Origin of the sequence: Paraburkholderia sp. MM5482-R2 (assembly GCF_050436125.1) — a bacterium.
Classification (GTDB): Bacteria; Pseudomonadota; Gammaproteobacteria; order Burkholderiales; family Burkholderiaceae; genus Paraburkholderia; species Paraburkholderia tuberum.
This window is the reverse complement of the sequence record NZ_JBNDLP010000001.1, coordinates 336207-350971: the sequence shown is the minus strand read 5'-3', so window position 1 is coordinate 350971 and position 14765 is coordinate 336207. Positions and strand designations below refer to the sequence as shown.

Annotated in this window: 13 protein-coding genes and 3 pseudogenes; 7 read left to right on the top strand and 9 right to left on the bottom strand. The window is 61.5% G+C overall.

Translation table 11 applies throughout. The features are described 5' to 3' along the window. Positions 1-515 precede the first annotated feature (515 nt). From OKW37_RS01585 to OKW37_RS01560, 6 genes and pseudogenes are all read right to left on the bottom strand, one after another. Positions 516-596: pseudogene (locus tag OKW37_RS01585) on the bottom strand (IS6 family transposase); the annotation flags it as partial. Between the two features lie 206 nt (positions 597-802). After that, positions 803-2014, bottom strand: a complete 1212-nt coding sequence (serA, locus tag OKW37_RS01580; protein WP_429401597.1) for a phosphoglycerate dehydrogenase — start codon at positions 2012-2014, stop codon at positions 803-805. A gap of 387 nt (positions 2015-2401) precedes the next feature. Further along, positions 2402-2662, bottom strand: a complete 261-nt coding sequence (locus OKW37_RS01575) for a transcriptional regulator (protein WP_429401595.1) — start codon at positions 2660-2662, stop codon at positions 2402-2404. 514 nt (positions 2663-3176) lie between these two features. After that, positions 3177-3713, bottom strand: a complete 537-nt coding sequence (locus tag OKW37_RS01570; RefSeq protein ID WP_429509748.1) for a hypothetical protein — start codon at positions 3711-3713, stop codon at positions 3177-3179. 407 nt (positions 3714-4120) lie between these two features. Continuing rightward, positions 4121-4668 (bottom strand): annotated as a pseudogene (locus tag OKW37_RS01565) (protein-L-isoaspartate(D-aspartate) O-methyltransferase). A gap of 604 nt (positions 4669-5272) precedes the next feature. Beyond that, positions 5273-5641 carry a DUF1643 domain-containing protein gene (locus OKW37_RS01560; protein ID WP_429401591.1) on the bottom strand — a complete coding sequence of 123 codons (369 nt, stop codon included), beginning with the start codon at positions 5639-5641 and terminating at the stop codon, positions 5273-5275. A 229-nt stretch (positions 5642-5870) separates the two neighbouring features. Here OKW37_RS01560 and OKW37_RS01555 point away from each other — a divergent pair, with 229 nt between their 5' ends. The 3 genes from OKW37_RS01555 to OKW37_RS01545 all read left to right on the top strand — a co-directional run bounded on the left by OKW37_RS01555 (position 5871) and on the right by OKW37_RS01545 (position 6708). Continuing rightward, positions 5871-6092 carry a hypothetical protein gene (locus tag OKW37_RS01555; RefSeq protein ID WP_429401589.1) on the top strand — a complete coding sequence of 74 codons (222 nt, stop codon included), beginning with the start codon at positions 5871-5873 and terminating at the stop codon, positions 6090-6092. 39 nt (positions 6093-6131) lie between these two features. Further along, positions 6132-6332: a hypothetical protein gene (locus tag OKW37_RS01550; protein ID WP_429401587.1), complete on the top strand. Its 201-nt coding sequence runs from the start codon at positions 6132-6134 to the stop codon at positions 6330-6332. Positions 6333-6453: 121 nt separating this feature from the next. Then, complete coding sequence (locus tag OKW37_RS01545) at positions 6454-6708, top strand: hypothetical protein (protein WP_121315165.1); 255 nt, start codon at positions 6454-6456, stop codon at positions 6706-6708. 197 nt (positions 6709-6905) lie between these two features. On the opposite strand, the gene OKW37_RS01540 is transcribed toward OKW37_RS01545, so the two are convergent. The 3 genes from OKW37_RS01540 to tolA form a co-directional block, all read right to left on the bottom strand. Beyond that, positions 6906-7373, bottom strand: coding sequence for a transposase (locus tag OKW37_RS01540; RefSeq protein WP_429401585.1), 468 nt, complete (start codon positions 7371-7373; stop codon positions 6906-6908). Between the two features lie 12 nt (positions 7374-7385). Beyond that, the gene (locus OKW37_RS01535) at positions 7386-7682 is read right to left on the bottom strand and encodes a hypothetical protein (protein ID WP_429401583.1); all 297 of its coding nucleotides are present in this window, start codon (positions 7680-7682) and stop codon (positions 7386-7388) included. 68 nt (positions 7683-7750) lie between these two features. Beyond that, positions 7751-8671 carry a cell envelope integrity protein TolA gene (gene tolA / locus OKW37_RS01530; protein WP_429401582.1) on the bottom strand — a complete coding sequence of 307 codons (921 nt, stop codon included), beginning with the start codon at positions 8669-8671 and terminating at the stop codon, positions 7751-7753. Positions 8672-9254: 583 nt separating this feature from the next. Between tolA and fdnG the strand changes: the two genes are divergently transcribed. The 4 genes and pseudogenes from fdnG to OKW37_RS01510 all read left to right on the top strand — a co-directional run bounded on the left by fdnG (position 9255) and on the right by OKW37_RS01510 (position 14750). Continuing rightward, positions 9255-12326 (top strand): formate dehydrogenase-N subunit alpha, encoded by a 3072-nt coding sequence (gene fdnG, locus OKW37_RS01525; RefSeq protein ID WP_429401580.1) that lies wholly within the window; start codon positions 9255-9257, stop codon positions 12324-12326. A gap of 20 nt (positions 12327-12346) precedes the next feature. Then, positions 12347-13267: a formate dehydrogenase subunit beta gene (gene fdxH, locus OKW37_RS01520; protein WP_429401578.1), complete on the top strand. Its 921-nt coding sequence runs from the start codon at positions 12347-12349 to the stop codon at positions 13265-13267. Between the two features lie 64 nt (positions 13268-13331). Continuing rightward, positions 13332-13563: pseudogene (locus tag OKW37_RS01515) on the top strand (formate dehydrogenase cytochrome b556 subunit); the annotation flags it as partial. A 134-nt stretch (positions 13564-13697) separates the two neighbouring features. Beyond that, positions 13698-14750, top strand: coding sequence for a DNA-binding protein (locus OKW37_RS01510; RefSeq protein WP_429401576.1), 1053 nt, complete (start codon positions 13698-13700; stop codon positions 14748-14750). The last annotated feature ends 15 nt before the right edge of the window (positions 14751-14765 follow it).

The following is a 14765-nucleotide window of genomic DNA, read 5'->3' as shown; positions in this document are numbered from 1 at the left end:
TCATTTAAACCAGACCGCGCTCTCACACCGAATCTGCGCAGCAGCCTGCTTCAGGCCGCCAGTCAACGGCACAAGTCCTTCGCTTGTCAGAATGCGCAACTTGCCTCCGGCATTTACAACACGCGGCAACCTGGAAGCCTATCGTTTCTTTTTCGAGGCGTCTCATGGAGGAAGGAGATGGAGCAGGCTACATGTTTTCTGCTCTGATCTCCAATCACGAACGCGGTGACGCACGGGCATTGACGGTTTGACATTTGGCTTCGGGACCGGCCTCACTAGCGACGCTTCGAGAAATGCGTACCGCGAATCGAGATCGTAGACGCACGGTCGATTTGACCTCACGCAACGCAGCATCGAGCCGGGAGTGCATCGCCTAGAATAGAAATATGGTGTCGTGATCCGGTAGGGAGGCTGCCATGGCTGTGTCAATGATTGGACTGTGGGTTGGGGCTGTCGCGATGGTTGTGTCGCGATAGATTGGCAAGGCAAGAAAGTTCCGCAATGACAAGGAGTCCTTACGCCACCAAAGAATAGAACTGATCGGCGGCGGTTCGGGGGACGCCGCTGTTCTTCATCTGGCCTTTCCTGATCATCCTTAGCGCGACACAACCTTTGCAGATACTGGCGCTCGTCGAGTTGCAGGAGCAGTTCCTTGAGCGACGGCCGGACCAGGCCTTCAATGTCGTCACTGACAACGCGCGTGTATTTTGTGTCCGATCCGAAGTAGTGGACGTCGTCTACGTGGACCATATGCACGCGCGGGCCCAGGGCTGGAGCACATCTTCGAAGCAAACGCCTGCACTTACTTGCCGGACTTCATCAACAACCGGGACCGAACAAACCCGGGTGCGATTGAGAGCGACTCGATCAGTCCCTTCGACGGCACGCGGTCCAGATCCGTCACAACATAGCCCGTCTCGCCCTTCGTCTGAAGATGTTGCGCGACTATGTTTGAGCCCTCGCCAGCCAGGCGCGTGTTGAGCGTCGCGAGCGCCCCCGGCACATTGACGTGCACGTTCAGCAAGCGTGCCGGCGCCGATAGCGGTCCCGGACTGACATGTGGGAAATTCACCGCGCCTTCCGTAGCTCCAGTGGTCAGGAACGAGATCAGTTTGGTGGCGACCTCCGTCCCGATATTCTCCTGAGCTTCCTCCGTGCTCCCACCGATGTGCGGCGTCAGAATCACGTTTGGCAGTTGTTGCAGCACGCTATCAAAAACATCCGCGTTGGCTTTCGGCTCTTCCGGGAAGACATCGATCGCCGCGCCGCCGAGGCGCCTCTCCTTCAGCGCGTGAGCGAGCGCATCGATGTCAACAACCGAACCACGCGATGCATTAATCAAGGCCGCACCCATTTTGAAATGAGCGAGTGCTTCGGCATCGATCATCCGATTGGTCCGCGCCGTCGCCGGCACATGCAGCGTGACGACGTCGGCCTGCGAAACGGCATCGACCAGCGATTGCGCCGCGCGCGCGGACCCGATAGACAGTTTGGCATGCACGTCGTAGTAGACCACTCGCATGCCCATCGCCTCCGCAAGCACACCAACTTGCGATCCGATGTTGCCGTAGCCGACAATCGCAATGGTCTTGCCACGCGCTTCGAACGAACCGCTCGAGCCTTTGGCCCACTTCCCTGTGTGCGCGAGCGCGCTCTTTTCCGGAACGCGCCGCAGTAACAGAATCGCCTCGGCAATCACGAGTTCGGCGACCGATCGCGTGTTCGAGAAAGGCGCATTGAACACCGGAATGCCGGCCTGCGCCGCCGCGTTCAGATCGACCTGCGAAGTCCCGATGCAAAAGCAGCCGATTGCAAGTAGATGTTGCGCGGCGTTGATTTCGTGACGATGCAGATGGGTGGCCGAGCGAATGCCGACGAGTTCATGAGCCTGCAGTGCAGCGCACAGATCGTCGCCGACGGGCGCGCCGCTACGCCGCTCAATCTCCAGCTTCGCTTCTGCGAAACGGCCGACCGCTGTATCGTGAATGTTTTCGAGCAGCAGAACAGAAGTCATAGGACTCTCGATTGTGATTCACAAGCGCTTGACAGGCGCTTGACAGGAGATAGGGTAGGGCTGGCCGCCGGAGAATTCGTTCAATACTTCGAGGAATTTGCGCCTGGCAGTGGTCGTTCAGCGGAGATCGGTTTGGCGGGTGCCGTCCTTTAGGGAGAATACATTCGCGGAATCACGGAGCGCCGTGTGGCGACCGCAGAAGTCCGCCATCGCCCGCATCGATCAGAAGCGGAAATCCGCGACTGGCCGGCCATTCTTATCCACACATTCGTCCAGTGCATTTCGAGTGACACGTGTTGGGTCGATCGACCCAACAGAGAAATTGCCAGCAACGACGGTAGCCTAAACGCGAGCAGCGGCTGGCGCAGCCCAATGGCATGCGGAGTATTATGCCGGCGTGGCAAAGACGCCTGCGTCGAGATCATGGCTGAAATGCTGAACCCAGTCGGCTTCGTATCCGATGGGGTATTCCCGAGTAATCCGTATCGATAGCCGGGTTACGGTGACATAGCCCTGCAGACCGAAGTTCTCGTCGCCTTTTGGGTCAGTCGTATCCGTTTCCAGGAATTCGAAATCACTTTCTGCCAGACCGCGGCGCTGCAAGGCCGCCACGAAGTCCTGGCGTTCATCGGGTTCGATCAGTCTCATCGTCGGCCCCTCGTCTGTTCAACAGAGACATCGTGGATCCGTCTAGCGAAGTGGTGACCACCGGTCACCCTAGGACCCAGAGCAAAGCACACGTGGGCGCGCGTTCTGATGGCCGTCCGGTGTGCGGCGCTACCTTCAGGAAAGTAATCCCGCGTGAGTTGCCATCGCCCCGGAAGCGTGCACAAGGTCGAGCGCCGCACTTCATCCTAGTCTCATTCGGTCGCAGCGGCGAACGATCGGGATCCAACTTGCTCCGCGCCCTCAAAACCGCCTTCGACAGTTTTGTCATACTCGTCGCGTCCTTCATGACCGGGCGCAATTTGCGCTGTTTTTCGTGTGCAACGACGAGCGGCTGAACTCGCTGTTGACTGACTTTCCCGCAGGCGCATGGTCGCTGTTTCCGGCGTAATTTCGCCAACTGAACTTCAAGGGGCGGTTTTGGCTTTCGGGAGATTGCCGCCGGCCGCCCGCGCCAGCCGCGCAATCTCTTCCGCTTCATGTACGGCCGTCCCTGTCACCAGGCGAGCGCCGTTGAGGTAAACACGCCGAGTTGCAGCGGCGGCTCCATCGTCGCGTTGAGGCTCAGCCCGGGCGCATGCCGGAAAGGAATCAAGGGGCTCTCCACCACCGTGACGAGACCCAGCGGGCTCGGGCTTTCGGCGACCACGTGCGCGTCCTTGATGCGCAGGGCCTGGCTCAGTTCCTTGTACTCCGACGGCCGCAATGCGAGCCAGTCGCGCGGCAGGCCGACGGCCAACACGGTCGCGGCGCCGAGCAAGAGGGCCGGCAACCACGGCCGGTGCCAGCGGCATTCGACACATGCCAGCGCCGCTGCCGCAATGCCCGCAGCACCCAGTAACCGTAGCGCATCCAGTGGCCGGAGCGCGAATAGCACGCCAATGATTGCGATGCTGCCCAAGCCCGCCCCGCCGATGTCGAAACTGTAAATGCGGGGAATCTGATCGTTGAACCGCGTGAACGTGAGACAGACGCTGGTCGCGGCGCAAAAGAAAGGAACGAAGAGGAGCAGATAGATCAGGAGCAGGCGCAAAGGTTCGCGCGGATCCCACAGAATCTCCAGCGGGTTGAACGCGACACGCTGAGTGAAAGCGACACGAGGCAACCGAAAGAACGCCGAACAGAAATGCGCTGCCGACGAACACGGCTGCGAACCGGGGCGCGAGCCAGCGTTGCGCCAGCGCAACCATCGCGCCGGCTGCTCCGTAACCCAGCAGGGCGACGCTGATCATCATGTACGCGAAGTGATGCCATTGAATGATCGAAAAGAGTCGCATCAACAGGAGCTCGTAACCAAGCACCGCGGCCGAGAGCAGGGAGAGGGCGAACAACGGCGCGGCGGGCATGATTGCGTCTACCTGAAGGGGTGGGGGAGGGGGACGCTTAGTCCATGCTGATGGGGCGCGTGGTCCCTTTGCGTCGCCTGATTCCCGCGCAGGATCAGTGCCCGACGAGCGGCACGAAGCTGACGGGCAGAACCTGGCGTGTGGAAACGGTCCCGTCGTTCGCCTTCGTGATAAGCAGCAGATACTGCGTCAGAAACTGCGCGCCTACTGGAATGACGATCCTGCCGCCCGGCTTCAACTGCCGCACGAGAGGCGGAGGGACATGGCTCGCCGCGGCGGTGACGATGATGGCGTCGTAGGGTGCGTGGGCTTCCCACCCGTAATAGCCGTCTCCCACCGTGGTGTTCACCCGCTTGTACGCGAGCCGCTGCAGGCGCTCCTGTGCCCCCTTCCCCAAAGGCTCGATGATTTCGATCGTATATACCGCTCGCGCGAGTGTCGAGAGGATCGCCGCCTGGTACCAGAGCCGGTGCCGACCTCCAGCACGACATCAGTGGGCTTGATCATCATCAGGTCGGTCATCAGCGCGACAATGTACGGCTGCGAAATGGTCTGGCCATAGCCGATGGGAAGCGGCCGGTTCTCGTAGGCGTCGCGCTCCTCGCCAGGCCGGACGAACTGGTGGCGGGGCACCTGGTCCATCGCGTCGAGCACGCGCGGATCGATGGCGGGTCTGCCGGTTGCGGAGAAGGTTTCGGCCGTGAGATCCGCGATGTCGTTGATCATTTTCGCACGACGGGGCGCAAAATCGTCGGCCGCGTGAATGCCGCAAGGCATCCACACCAGAGCAATTGCTGGAATCAGGGTGCGCAGCCAGCGCAGCATGACTGGTTTCACCGTGCCGCCCCTGTTGCCTGACGTGCTGCAATTCTACGCCCGCGCACGCGCGGTCGGACAGGGCGCGCCCGGCCCGCCGCGTGTCAGGCGCAGCCCCCGAGCTCGTCGCCCAATCGCGGCGGCATGCGCTGATACAGCTGACTGACGTCTGAATGAGGATGCCCGGCTCGGGCCACTTCACCGCATGGAAGTGGCTACCAGCGCGCGTCGCATTAACCGTCGCATTAATGATGCAATGGCCTTGATTCCGGAATGCGCGAGCGCATCGCTTCACAACGAAAAACCTCGACACCCGTGAGTGCCGGGGTGTAGCGCTTGCCACGTGTCAGACATCGTCGCTGCGAGCTCTGCGCAACTTCCGACGTCAAGAAAGACCCACCGGTCTAACAGAAGAGATCTGCTATAACACTCAAAGCGCCGAACGACTATTGGACCTCGCATGAGATTCGCCCAATGCCGACAACTGGTTGCGAGTTTCGATTGAAGCGATCTGGCAAAGGTGCGCGTCGTTGTCTGGACCGACTGGATCCGGATGCACCCAGAGTCCTGCCGGGTCCGTCGAGCGAAGAGCGTAAAGGTTAGCTACCGAGATGCCGTTGCAATCCCATAGGCGCGCGAAACCGCGGCACCGGCGAATTGTGGGATCGTCCTGCTCTTCATCCGCAGTGCTCGGGTTGAGCATCACGAAAACTGCGGCGGTCTTCATCGGACACATCGAATCTGCCGCGCGCGTCAGGATATAGCGGTAGCTGCCGCATTCGCTGATGATGGCGCTCATGCTAGGATTTCACCAATATCAGACGGAGGCAGACGTGTGGACCTGTCGAAACTGCAATGCGCAGTTTGCCCCCGGCGAGGTCGAGCCCAAAATCGATGAGGACGGGCTTTTTTTCATTTGTCCAGGCTGCGACTACCGGAACAAGTTGGTGAACGTCGGCGATGAGGCGGAAGGCCGTCCGCAGATTGTCCAGCGAGACGACGAGTAAGGAACCCTTTCGGAGGCGGAGATGCAATTCGACTATAAGCAGTTTCACATCGACGCGTCGCCGCTGGATGAAGGTGGCCACTACTACGCCCGCGCGAAGATCTATCGACGCGCCTCGGTGGGTCATGAAAAGCTTGAGGTGAAGTATTCGGGCGACCTTGGCGACTATCCTTCCGACGCGCGTGCAATTGAAGCTGCCAAACGATGGGCGGTCGAATGGTGCGACGCGAACTCCGCTTTGTAAGCGTCCTACGATTTCTCGAAACCCCAGAATGAGGCCTTCATGGCTAGCCACAATTTCACGTTCAAGGCAGTCAACTACAGCGTGTACGTGACCGAACAGAAGGACGGGACGTGGGACTGGGCATATACGATGAGCAAGCCCCCCGTGTACTGGAGAAACCACGAGACGCCTGCGAGAAGTCAGGAGCAGGCGATCGAAGAGGCTCGTTTCGACGCGGAGCGCCGGATCGACGCGATGTAGCGGTATCGCCGTGCACCGCCTTTTCGTCGGGCTGTGCCTAGGGTCTTGCGCGCAGTTCGGGTCGACCGCGTTGTCGTAGGCCGTCATGCTCGGATTCCTCGAAAGTAACACGGAGGTTGCCATGCTTCATTCGGAGGTGTACAAATTTCAATACACACGTCAACAGGGTCTGCGGCGTACCTACGACGTGGTGCTTAACGTCGCCCACTCGGAATCCGGTGTGTTTGCTTACGAGTCGTGGGTGCATTTCAATCACGAGTTCAAAGGCAACGGACTCGTTTTCCCGCTGATCGCAAGAACGGGCGCTGATGCCGAGGCAGAGGCGCGAGGACGGATTGAGGACAACATCGAGCACCTTGCCGGCGTCGCTGAGTAACCCGCTTATCGCCACTAGGCGCGCCAGATCTGACTGCGTTGTGCCTGTCCGTTTAGCGTTTGCCTCTCCCCCGGTAGCGCTCACGACGACGTGTTCCCACTGCGGAAGGGAACAACCGGCTACTTACCGTTTTGGTTAGAGCCTCTAGCAGCTTGGCTTTGTTCGGAAGGGTCCGAGTTTCCATACTACGGACGCAACTATCCATTTTTGAAGGAAACGGGCCTGCCAAACGAGTTCCACCGGTTAAGGATGTTCGCGATGATCACGCCCTCGCGTTCCTGCGACCCGATTTTTCGTGTCAGCAAGGTCGGGCCGATGCATCGCTTGATCCGGGAGATCTGCGCTTCGACCAGCGAGCGCTGCCCATAGTCATATTTCTTGTGGAACGCATAAATGCCTTTTTCCCTGATGTAGCCCACGACCTCGTCGTGCCACTGAGTCTTTTCTTCACCATGCTCCACCGCGTGAGAAGGCGGGGGAATAACGGGGAGCACGCCTGAGCGCGACAGCGCTTCGCCTCGCTCGATGCTGTAGTAAGCACCGTCGGCAATCACGCGGTCAGCCGGGATATCGGCCGGTAGCACCCGGTCCATCCCTTCGCTATCCGAAACGTCCGTGCCAGTAATGACGATCGCATGAACGTTAATGTCAGCGTCGATCGACAAGTGCATCTTGCGCTACGGCGTTTTCGCCGCCTTTTTGCCGTACTTCTGCTCGTACCATTCACTGGCCGGGCCGAAACTCATCCCCGTGCTGTCGATGATGATGCTCACGACCTTGCCGTCGGCCAGCCGCCTCGCCAGTCGCTCGCACCGTTGCGTGACCTTGAGGCTTGCCCGGGATTCGTGATTACCTGCATCTGCAGGTAACAATGAATCCCGGTCATACCTCGGGTGCTTCCTACCACCGTATTCCCTACAGAAATCACGGAACACGACCCGTTTAAGAAAAAGCTCAGAAACAGGGTCGCCCATAGCCGCGGCCGGTGTATCGCCCTGGACGACGCCCACAAGCCGTTCAACCGTGATCTGGCGAATCGGAATCAGCCTTTCGGCCGAAATGTGATCAGAAAGCTCGACGGTGTGCTGCCGTTAACATCCCGCGGCATCGGGTTGGATTTCTCCACCGCGCTCAACGCGGCGATGTCCCATTCGAGGTTGCCGCTCGAGCGCTGCATTGTGGCGCTCAAAAGCGACCCATCGGGGGCGCATCTCACGGCAATGACCGACGACAGGTTTCCATTGATGTCAGTCGGCGCCACGACGTTCGGGCGCACCCGCCGTCTGACCCGGTCTGCGTAACCCGGCGACGCCGTTGCGACGGTGTCAGGCTTCAGGTCGTTACCCGACGATACGTCCGCTGCCAATGCCAGCAATGCGGCGAGGCGTTCCTCGTGTTGTCTATCGGCCGAACTGTCTGCCTTCTGCGCGGCTTTTTCTCCCGCCTTCCCCACCAGGGTTCGGACAGCAGGCGCTTGTCGTGGCCGTTTGGCCGGTTGGGCCTGACGCACCGTTTGCCGATACCGGTGCATTTCCGACTGCGACGCGACATTGATATGAGCATTTTCGTCGCGGGCCGCGGGTCGCATGGGCTCCTCCGTCACGGAAGGCACAGGCAACCACGATGGAGCCAACGTTGACCGGTCAGCCACGGCTACCGTCGTGCCGGCCGGTGTGTTTTTCTGCCAGTGTGCGCCGGAGAACAGGAACGCTGCCAGCACTACGTGCATCGCTACGGCGAGTGCAAATGCACGACAGGTGCCGCGCTCGCGAGGCGGTGGGACCGGCCGGCGCGGTAGCTCAGGCACGTCAGCTCTTGTACTGGCGGGCGTGCCGTTCCAGACGATCGCGCGGGAGAGCGTCGATGCCGCTCCCATGGCGCGTGCCGTCACTTCAAGCGCAAACTTGCGCCAACTGCGACGCGCGCGCCGCAGTTGGACCGGAAAACGTGCCTTCGTGCTCATTGCGATTTGAGGCCGATCTCCGCGCGCCTGATGCGACGCGCCTGCAGTCTGCCCATTTCAATGGTCCTACTAACAATTTTAGCTTCGTAGGTGGCGATTACCACCCGTTGAACGGGATCTGATCTCTGCTGGCCCATGAGAATGCTGTTTCAGATAGCACTCGGCCGGCGAATGGGCGCCGGAGTAGCGTGGCCTCGTGGTCGGCCCGCCGACCCAATGGGACCTTATCGGCAATGAGCGTGCGTGCATCGCCTCGCCGATCGCGACGAAGGTGACATTCGCGCTTGCTCAGCCTCACGCGAACTGCCAGATGGCTTGCGTGCGGCGCCGATCCGGCGCTGCACGACAGCCGACGAATGACCGCCACGGGCATTGCCGTACAGACCGGATCGAGTCACGCGGCCGTGCTGTTGTCCACGCACTGGCGAACCGCTTCGGCATCCTCAGCGAGCGAACACTCCTCCGTCGCCGTCGCGTCTGCCATGCCACGTGAGGGTTTATCCGCTGCCGCCCCGACGGAAATTTCTAAAGTCGCTATCTATACTGGTAATTGGTGCAACGTCCACGTTCGAGGGCCGCTACCATGGCCAACTTGACGAGGCGCCAGTTCCTGAAACTCACCGCCACATCGCTGGCCGGATCGAGTATCGCCCTGATGGGCTTCTCGCCGGAACCAGCGCTCGCGGAGGTGCGGCAGTACAAGCTGGCGCGTACCACTGAAACCCGCAATACGTGTCCGTATTGTTCAGTCGGTTGCGGGGTCCTGATGTACAGCCTTGGCGATGGCGCGAAGAACGCCAAAGCCAGCATCATCCATATCGAAGGCGACCCCGACCACCCGGTCAATCGTGGCACGCTGTGTCCGAAGGGCGCGAGCCTGATCGATTTCATTCACAGTCCAAGCCGTCTCCAGCACCCGGAATACCGTGCGCCTGGTTCCGACCGGTGGCAGCGCATCTCGTGGGATGACGCGTTCAACCGCATCGCCAGGCTGATGAAGGAAGACCGCGATGCCAACTTCGTCGAAACGACGAACGATGGCAACAAGGTCAACCGGTGGCTCACGACGGGCATGCTGGCCGCATCGGCAAGCAGCAACGAATCTGGATACCTGACGCACAAGGTGGTCCGCAGTCTGGGGATGCTTGCATTCGACAACCAGGCGCGTGTCTGACACGGCCCGACGGTGGCAGGTCTTGCCCCGACGTTTGGCCGTGGAGCGATGACGAACCACTGGGTCGACATCAAGAACGCGGACGTCATTCTGGCGATGGGCGGCAATTCTGCCGAGGCGCACCCATGCGGTTTCAAATGGGTCACCGAAGCGAAGGCACACCGCAAGGCGCGCCTGATCGTGGTCGATCCGCGCTTTACGCGTACAGCATCTGTCGCTGACTACTACGCGCCGATTCGCACCGGCACCGACATCGTGTTCCTCGGCGGGATCATCAATTACCTGCTGACGAACGACAAGATCCAGCACGAGTATGTGAAGAACTACACGGACCTGCCGTTCATCGTGCGCGAGGATTTCGCGTTCAACGACGGCATCTTTTCCGGCTACGACGCCGGGAAGCACGGCTATCCGGACAAATCGACGTGGGACTACGAGTTGGGCGACGACGGCTTCGTGAAGGTCGACACGACGCTGCAACACCCTCGTTGCGTCTACAACCTGCTGAAGCAGCACTACTCGCGCTACACGCCGGAGATGGTCGAGAAGACCTGCGGTACACCTAAGGACAAGTTCCTGAAGGTGTGCGGAATGCTCGCCTCGACCGCGTCGCCGACGCGCGCCGCTACCATCATGTATGCGCTTGGCTGGACCCAGCACTCGGTCGGTTCGCAGATGATCCGCACGGGCGCGATGGTACAGCTGCTGCTGGGTAATATCGGCATTGCGGGCGGCGGCATGAACGCGTTGCGCGGCCACTCGAACATCCAGGGGCTGACCGATCTCGGCCTGCTGTCGAACCTGCTGCCGGGCTACATGACGCTGCCGTTGCAAGCCGAGCAGGATTACGACGCCTACGTCGCAAAGCGCGCAGCGCAGCCGTTGCGGCCGAACCAGTTGAGCTACTGGAAAAACTATCGGGGCTTCTTCGTTAGTCTGATGAAAGCGTGGTGGGGCGAAGCGGCGACCGCCGAGAACAACTGGGGTTTCGACTATCTGCCCAAGCTCGACAAGCCGTACGACATGTTGCAGGTGTTCGAACTGATGTCTCAGGGCAAGATGAACGGCTACATCGCTCAGGGCTTCAACCCGCTTGCCGCTGCGCCGAACAAGGCGAAGATGACCGTCGCGTTTTCGAAGCTGAAGTGGCTCGTCATCATGGACCCGCTCGCGACCGAGACGTCGGAGTTCTGGAAGAACCATGGCGAGTTCAACGACGTTGATGCGTTGAAGATCCAGACCGAAGTGTTCCGGCTGCCGACAAGCTGCTTTGCCGAAGAGAACGGCTCGCTCGTCAACTCCGGGCGCGTGCTGCAATGGCACTGGCGGGGTGCCGAGCCGCCGGGCGAGGCGAAGACGGATCTGGAGATCATGGGGAGCCTGTTTGTGCGGATCCGCAGGCTGTACCAGGATCAGGGCGGCAAATTCCCGGACCCGGTGGTCAATCTCAGCTGGCCCTATGCGGCTCCGTCGGCACCGACGCCGGAAGAAATGGCGATGGAATTCAGCGGCAAGGCTTTGGCAGACCTGACGGACCCGAAGGACGCGACCAAGGTGCTCGTGAAGAGGGGCGAGCAGCTCGCGGGCTTCGCGCAACTGAAGGACGACGGCAGCACGGCGAGCGGCTGCTGGATCTTCTGCGGAGCATGGACGCAGGCTGGCAACCTGATGGCGCGACGGGACAATGCAGACCCGACGGGCATCGGCCAGACGCTTGGCTGGGCGTGGGCGTGGCCGGCGAACCGGCGCATCCTGTACAACCGCGCATCGTGCGACGTCAACGGCAAGCCGTTCGATCCGACGCGCAAGCTGATCGGCTGGAACGGCAAGACGTGGAGCGGCGCCGACGTGCCGGACTACAAGGCGGACGAGCCGCCCGAAACCGGCATGGGGCCGTTCATCATGAACCCGGAAGGCGTCGCGCGCTTTTTTGCGCGTGACGCCATGGCCGAAGGTCCGTTCCCTGAGCACTACGAGCCGTTCGAGACGCCGCTCGGCTACAACCCGCTGCATCCCCAAAATGCCCAGGCAACGAGCAACCCGGCCGCCCGTGTGTTCCCGAACGATCGCGCGGCGTTCGGCAAGGCGGCGGACTTCCCGCACACGGCGACGAGCTATCGGCTCACCGAGCATTTTCACTACTGGACCAAGCACGTGCGGCTGAACGCGATCATCCAGCCGGAGCAGTTCGTCGAGATCGGCGAGGATCTCGCGAAGGAGGTCGGTGTGGTGGCGGGCGACCGCGTGAAGGTGTCGTCTAATCGCGGACACATCGTTGCGGTTGCCGTGGTCACCAAACGCATCAAACCTCTGATGATTGACGGGAAGAAGGTGCAGACCGTCGGCATTCCGTTGCATTGGGGCTTCAAGGGACTCGCGAAGCCGGGCTATCTGATCAATACGCTCACGCCAGTGGTTGGCGACGGCAATACGCAGACGCCGGAATTCAAGTCTTTCCTCGTGAAAGTCGAGAAAGCCTGAATACGCGAAAGGAGAACACGGTGGCACTGCAATCGCTCGATATCAGGCGCGTGTCGGCCACCACGGTGCAGCCGCCGACAGTGCGCGAGCCGGCTACGGGCAGCGTTGCGAAGCTGATCGACGTCACGAAGTGCATCGGCTGCAAGGCATGTCAGACGGCATGCATGGAGTGGAACGACCTGCGCGACGAAATCGGCACGAACGTCGGCGTCTATGACAACCCGCCCGACCTGACGGAGCACTCGTGGACGGTGATGCGCTTCGCCGAATATGAAACCCCGGATGGCAACCTCGAATGGCTGATCCGCAAGGACGGCTGCATGCATTGCGACGATCCCGGCTGCCTGAAGGCGTGTCCTTCGCCGGGTGCGATCGTCCAGTACACGAACGGCATCGTCGATTTCCATCAGGAAAACTGTATTGGCTGTGGCTATTGCATCACCGGCTGTCCGTTCAACATTCCGCGCATTTCGAAGCGGGATCATCGTGTGTATAAATGCACGCTGTGTTCCGATCGTGTCGCGGTGGGCCAGGAGCCGGCGTGCGTGAAGACATGCCCGACCGGTGCGATCGTGTTCGGCACCAAGGAAGACATGAAGCAGCACGCGGCGGAACGCATCGAGGACCTGAAGGAACGCGGCTTCGAGCATGCCGGATTGTACGATCCGCCCGGCGTCGGCGGCACGCATGTGATGTACGTGCTGCATCACGCCGACCAGCCGTCGCTGTATCACGGCCTGCCGGACGATCCGCACATCAGTCCGTTGGTCGGCATCTGGAAGGGCGCGGCGAAGCCGTTTGCATTGGGTGCGATGGCGCTGGCGGCGCTTGCCGGGTTCTTCCATTACACGCGCGTCGGCCCAAACGAAGTCACGGAAGAAGATGAAACGGCCGCCCGTGACGAAGCGCACCGCTCGAAGGAGAGTTCCGATGAAAGCTGACCAGAATACGGCAGACGCGAACCGGATCCTGCGTTATTCCGCTAACGAGCGCACGAACCACTGAATCACCACGATCAGTTTCGTGCTGCTCGCGTTGTCCGGGCTCGCGCTGTTTCATCCGTCGATGTTCTGGCTCACCGCGCTCTTCGGGGGGTAGCCAGTGGACGCGTATCCTGCATCCGTTCGTCGGCGTCGTGATGTTCGTGTCGTTCCTGATTCTTGCGCTGCGCTTCTGGCCTCACAACCTGCTCGACAGCAGCGACATCCAATGGCTCAGGCAGATCGACGATGTGCTTCAACTGGTTGCGGGTTTTTTGAGATCGTCGAATTTGTCTGCGAGGCGCGTTGCGGCTGGGTTTCAGGGCGGCTGCCCACGCGAGACCGGCGGAATTCCGCCATCACCTCGCGCCCCGAGAAGCAAACCGTTTCCATGTCCGACGCCCTGCCCGATGAAACCCGCCTGGCCGCCGAAATTGACCGCCTGAAGGCCGAATTCCCGAAGACCCGCGAGCTGTACCGCGAGGTCTGCGCGCTGCTATTCTTCCGCTTCGGCATCACGCCGACCGCGAACCGGCTGTACCAGCTGGTGAAGCGGGGCAGCATGAGCACGCCGACCCAGGTGCTCGGCGAGTTCTGGGCCGAACTGCGCGAGAAAAGCCGCGTGCGCATCGACCACCCGGACCTGCCCGCCGATCTCGGTGCGGCCGTCGGCGAACTGGTCGCGACGCTCTGGACGCGGGCGAGCGCGTCCGCGCAGGCGGAGCTCGAAGCGCTGCGCGCGGAAGTGGAGGGGCAGCGCGCGGACGCGGAGCAGCGCGTCGCGGCGGCGCGCGGCGAACTTGAACGCACCGAAACGGCGCTTGAGCAGCGTACGGCCGCGCTGCTCGCCGCCCAGGTCGAGGTCCGCGGGCTGGAAAAGACACAGGCCGAGGGGCACGCGGCACGGCAGGCGTTCGAGGCCGAGATCGGACGGCTCAAGGAAGAGGTGGTCGCGCGCGACCGCGAACTCACAAAGGTGCGGGAAGGCTTCTCGCGGGAACTGGAAAAACTGCGCGAGAGCGCGGAGCGCGCCGAAGAGCGCCTGCGAGCGTCGGAAAAGCGCGCGCTGCTGGAGATCGACCGCGAGCGGGGTACGGCCGCGAAGCGGCAGAAGGACCTCGATGCCGCGGTGAAGCGGGCCGACCGACGCGAGGCGGACCATCATCGGGCGGTCGAGGCGCTGCAGGCGCAGCTCGGGGACGCGCGTCACCAGGCGGGCGTTTTGCAGGGACGGCTCGATGCCGTGCTGGCTACGAACGTCACGCTGCAGCAACAGCTGGCGGCACTTCGTCAGGCGGATACGCGCCCGGCCCGCCCGAAGGCCGCGCCTGCACGCCCGACTGCGGGCCGCGCGGCGGTGACACGCACGTCGCGTCAGGCAACGGCCGCACCGGCGGAACCGGCGACGGCCAGCAAGACCACGGTGCGCCGCAGGCGGGGGTAGGCGAGGTGGAGAAAA

Bases quoted from the DNA above. Each gene is read 5' to 3' on its own strand.
- serA (WP_429401597.1), bottom strand. From the start codon at position 2,014: ATGACTTCTGTTCTGCTGCTCGAAAACATTCACGATACAGCGGTCGGC.
- OKW37_RS01575 (WP_429401595.1), bottom strand. From the start codon at position 2,662: ATGAGACTGATCGAACCCGATGAACGCCAGGACTTCGTGGCGGCCTTG.
- OKW37_RS01560 (WP_429401591.1), bottom strand. From the start codon at position 5,641: ATGAGCGCCATCATCAGCGAATGCGGCAGCTACCGCTATATCCTGACG.
- OKW37_RS01555 (WP_429401589.1), top strand. From the start codon at position 5,871: ATGCAATTCGACTATAAGCAGTTTCACATCGACGCGTCGCCGCTGGAT.
- OKW37_RS01550 (WP_429401587.1), top strand. From the start codon at position 6,132: ATGGCTAGCCACAATTTCACGTTCAAGGCAGTCAACTACAGCGTGTAC.
- OKW37_RS01545 (WP_121315165.1), top strand. From the start codon at position 6,454: ATGCTTCATTCGGAGGTGTACAAATTTCAATACACACGTCAACAGGGT.
- OKW37_RS01535 (WP_429401583.1), bottom strand. From the start codon at position 7,682: ATGGGCGACCCTGTTTCTGAGCTTTTTCTTAAACGGGTCGTGTTCCGT.
- tolA (WP_429401582.1), bottom strand. From the start codon at position 8,671: ATGAGCACGAAGGCACGTTTTCCGGTCCAACTGCGGCGCGCGCGTCGC.
- OKW37_RS01510 (WP_429401576.1), top strand. From the start codon at position 13,698: ATGTCCGACGCCCTGCCCGATGAAACCCGCCTGGCCGCCGAAATTGAC.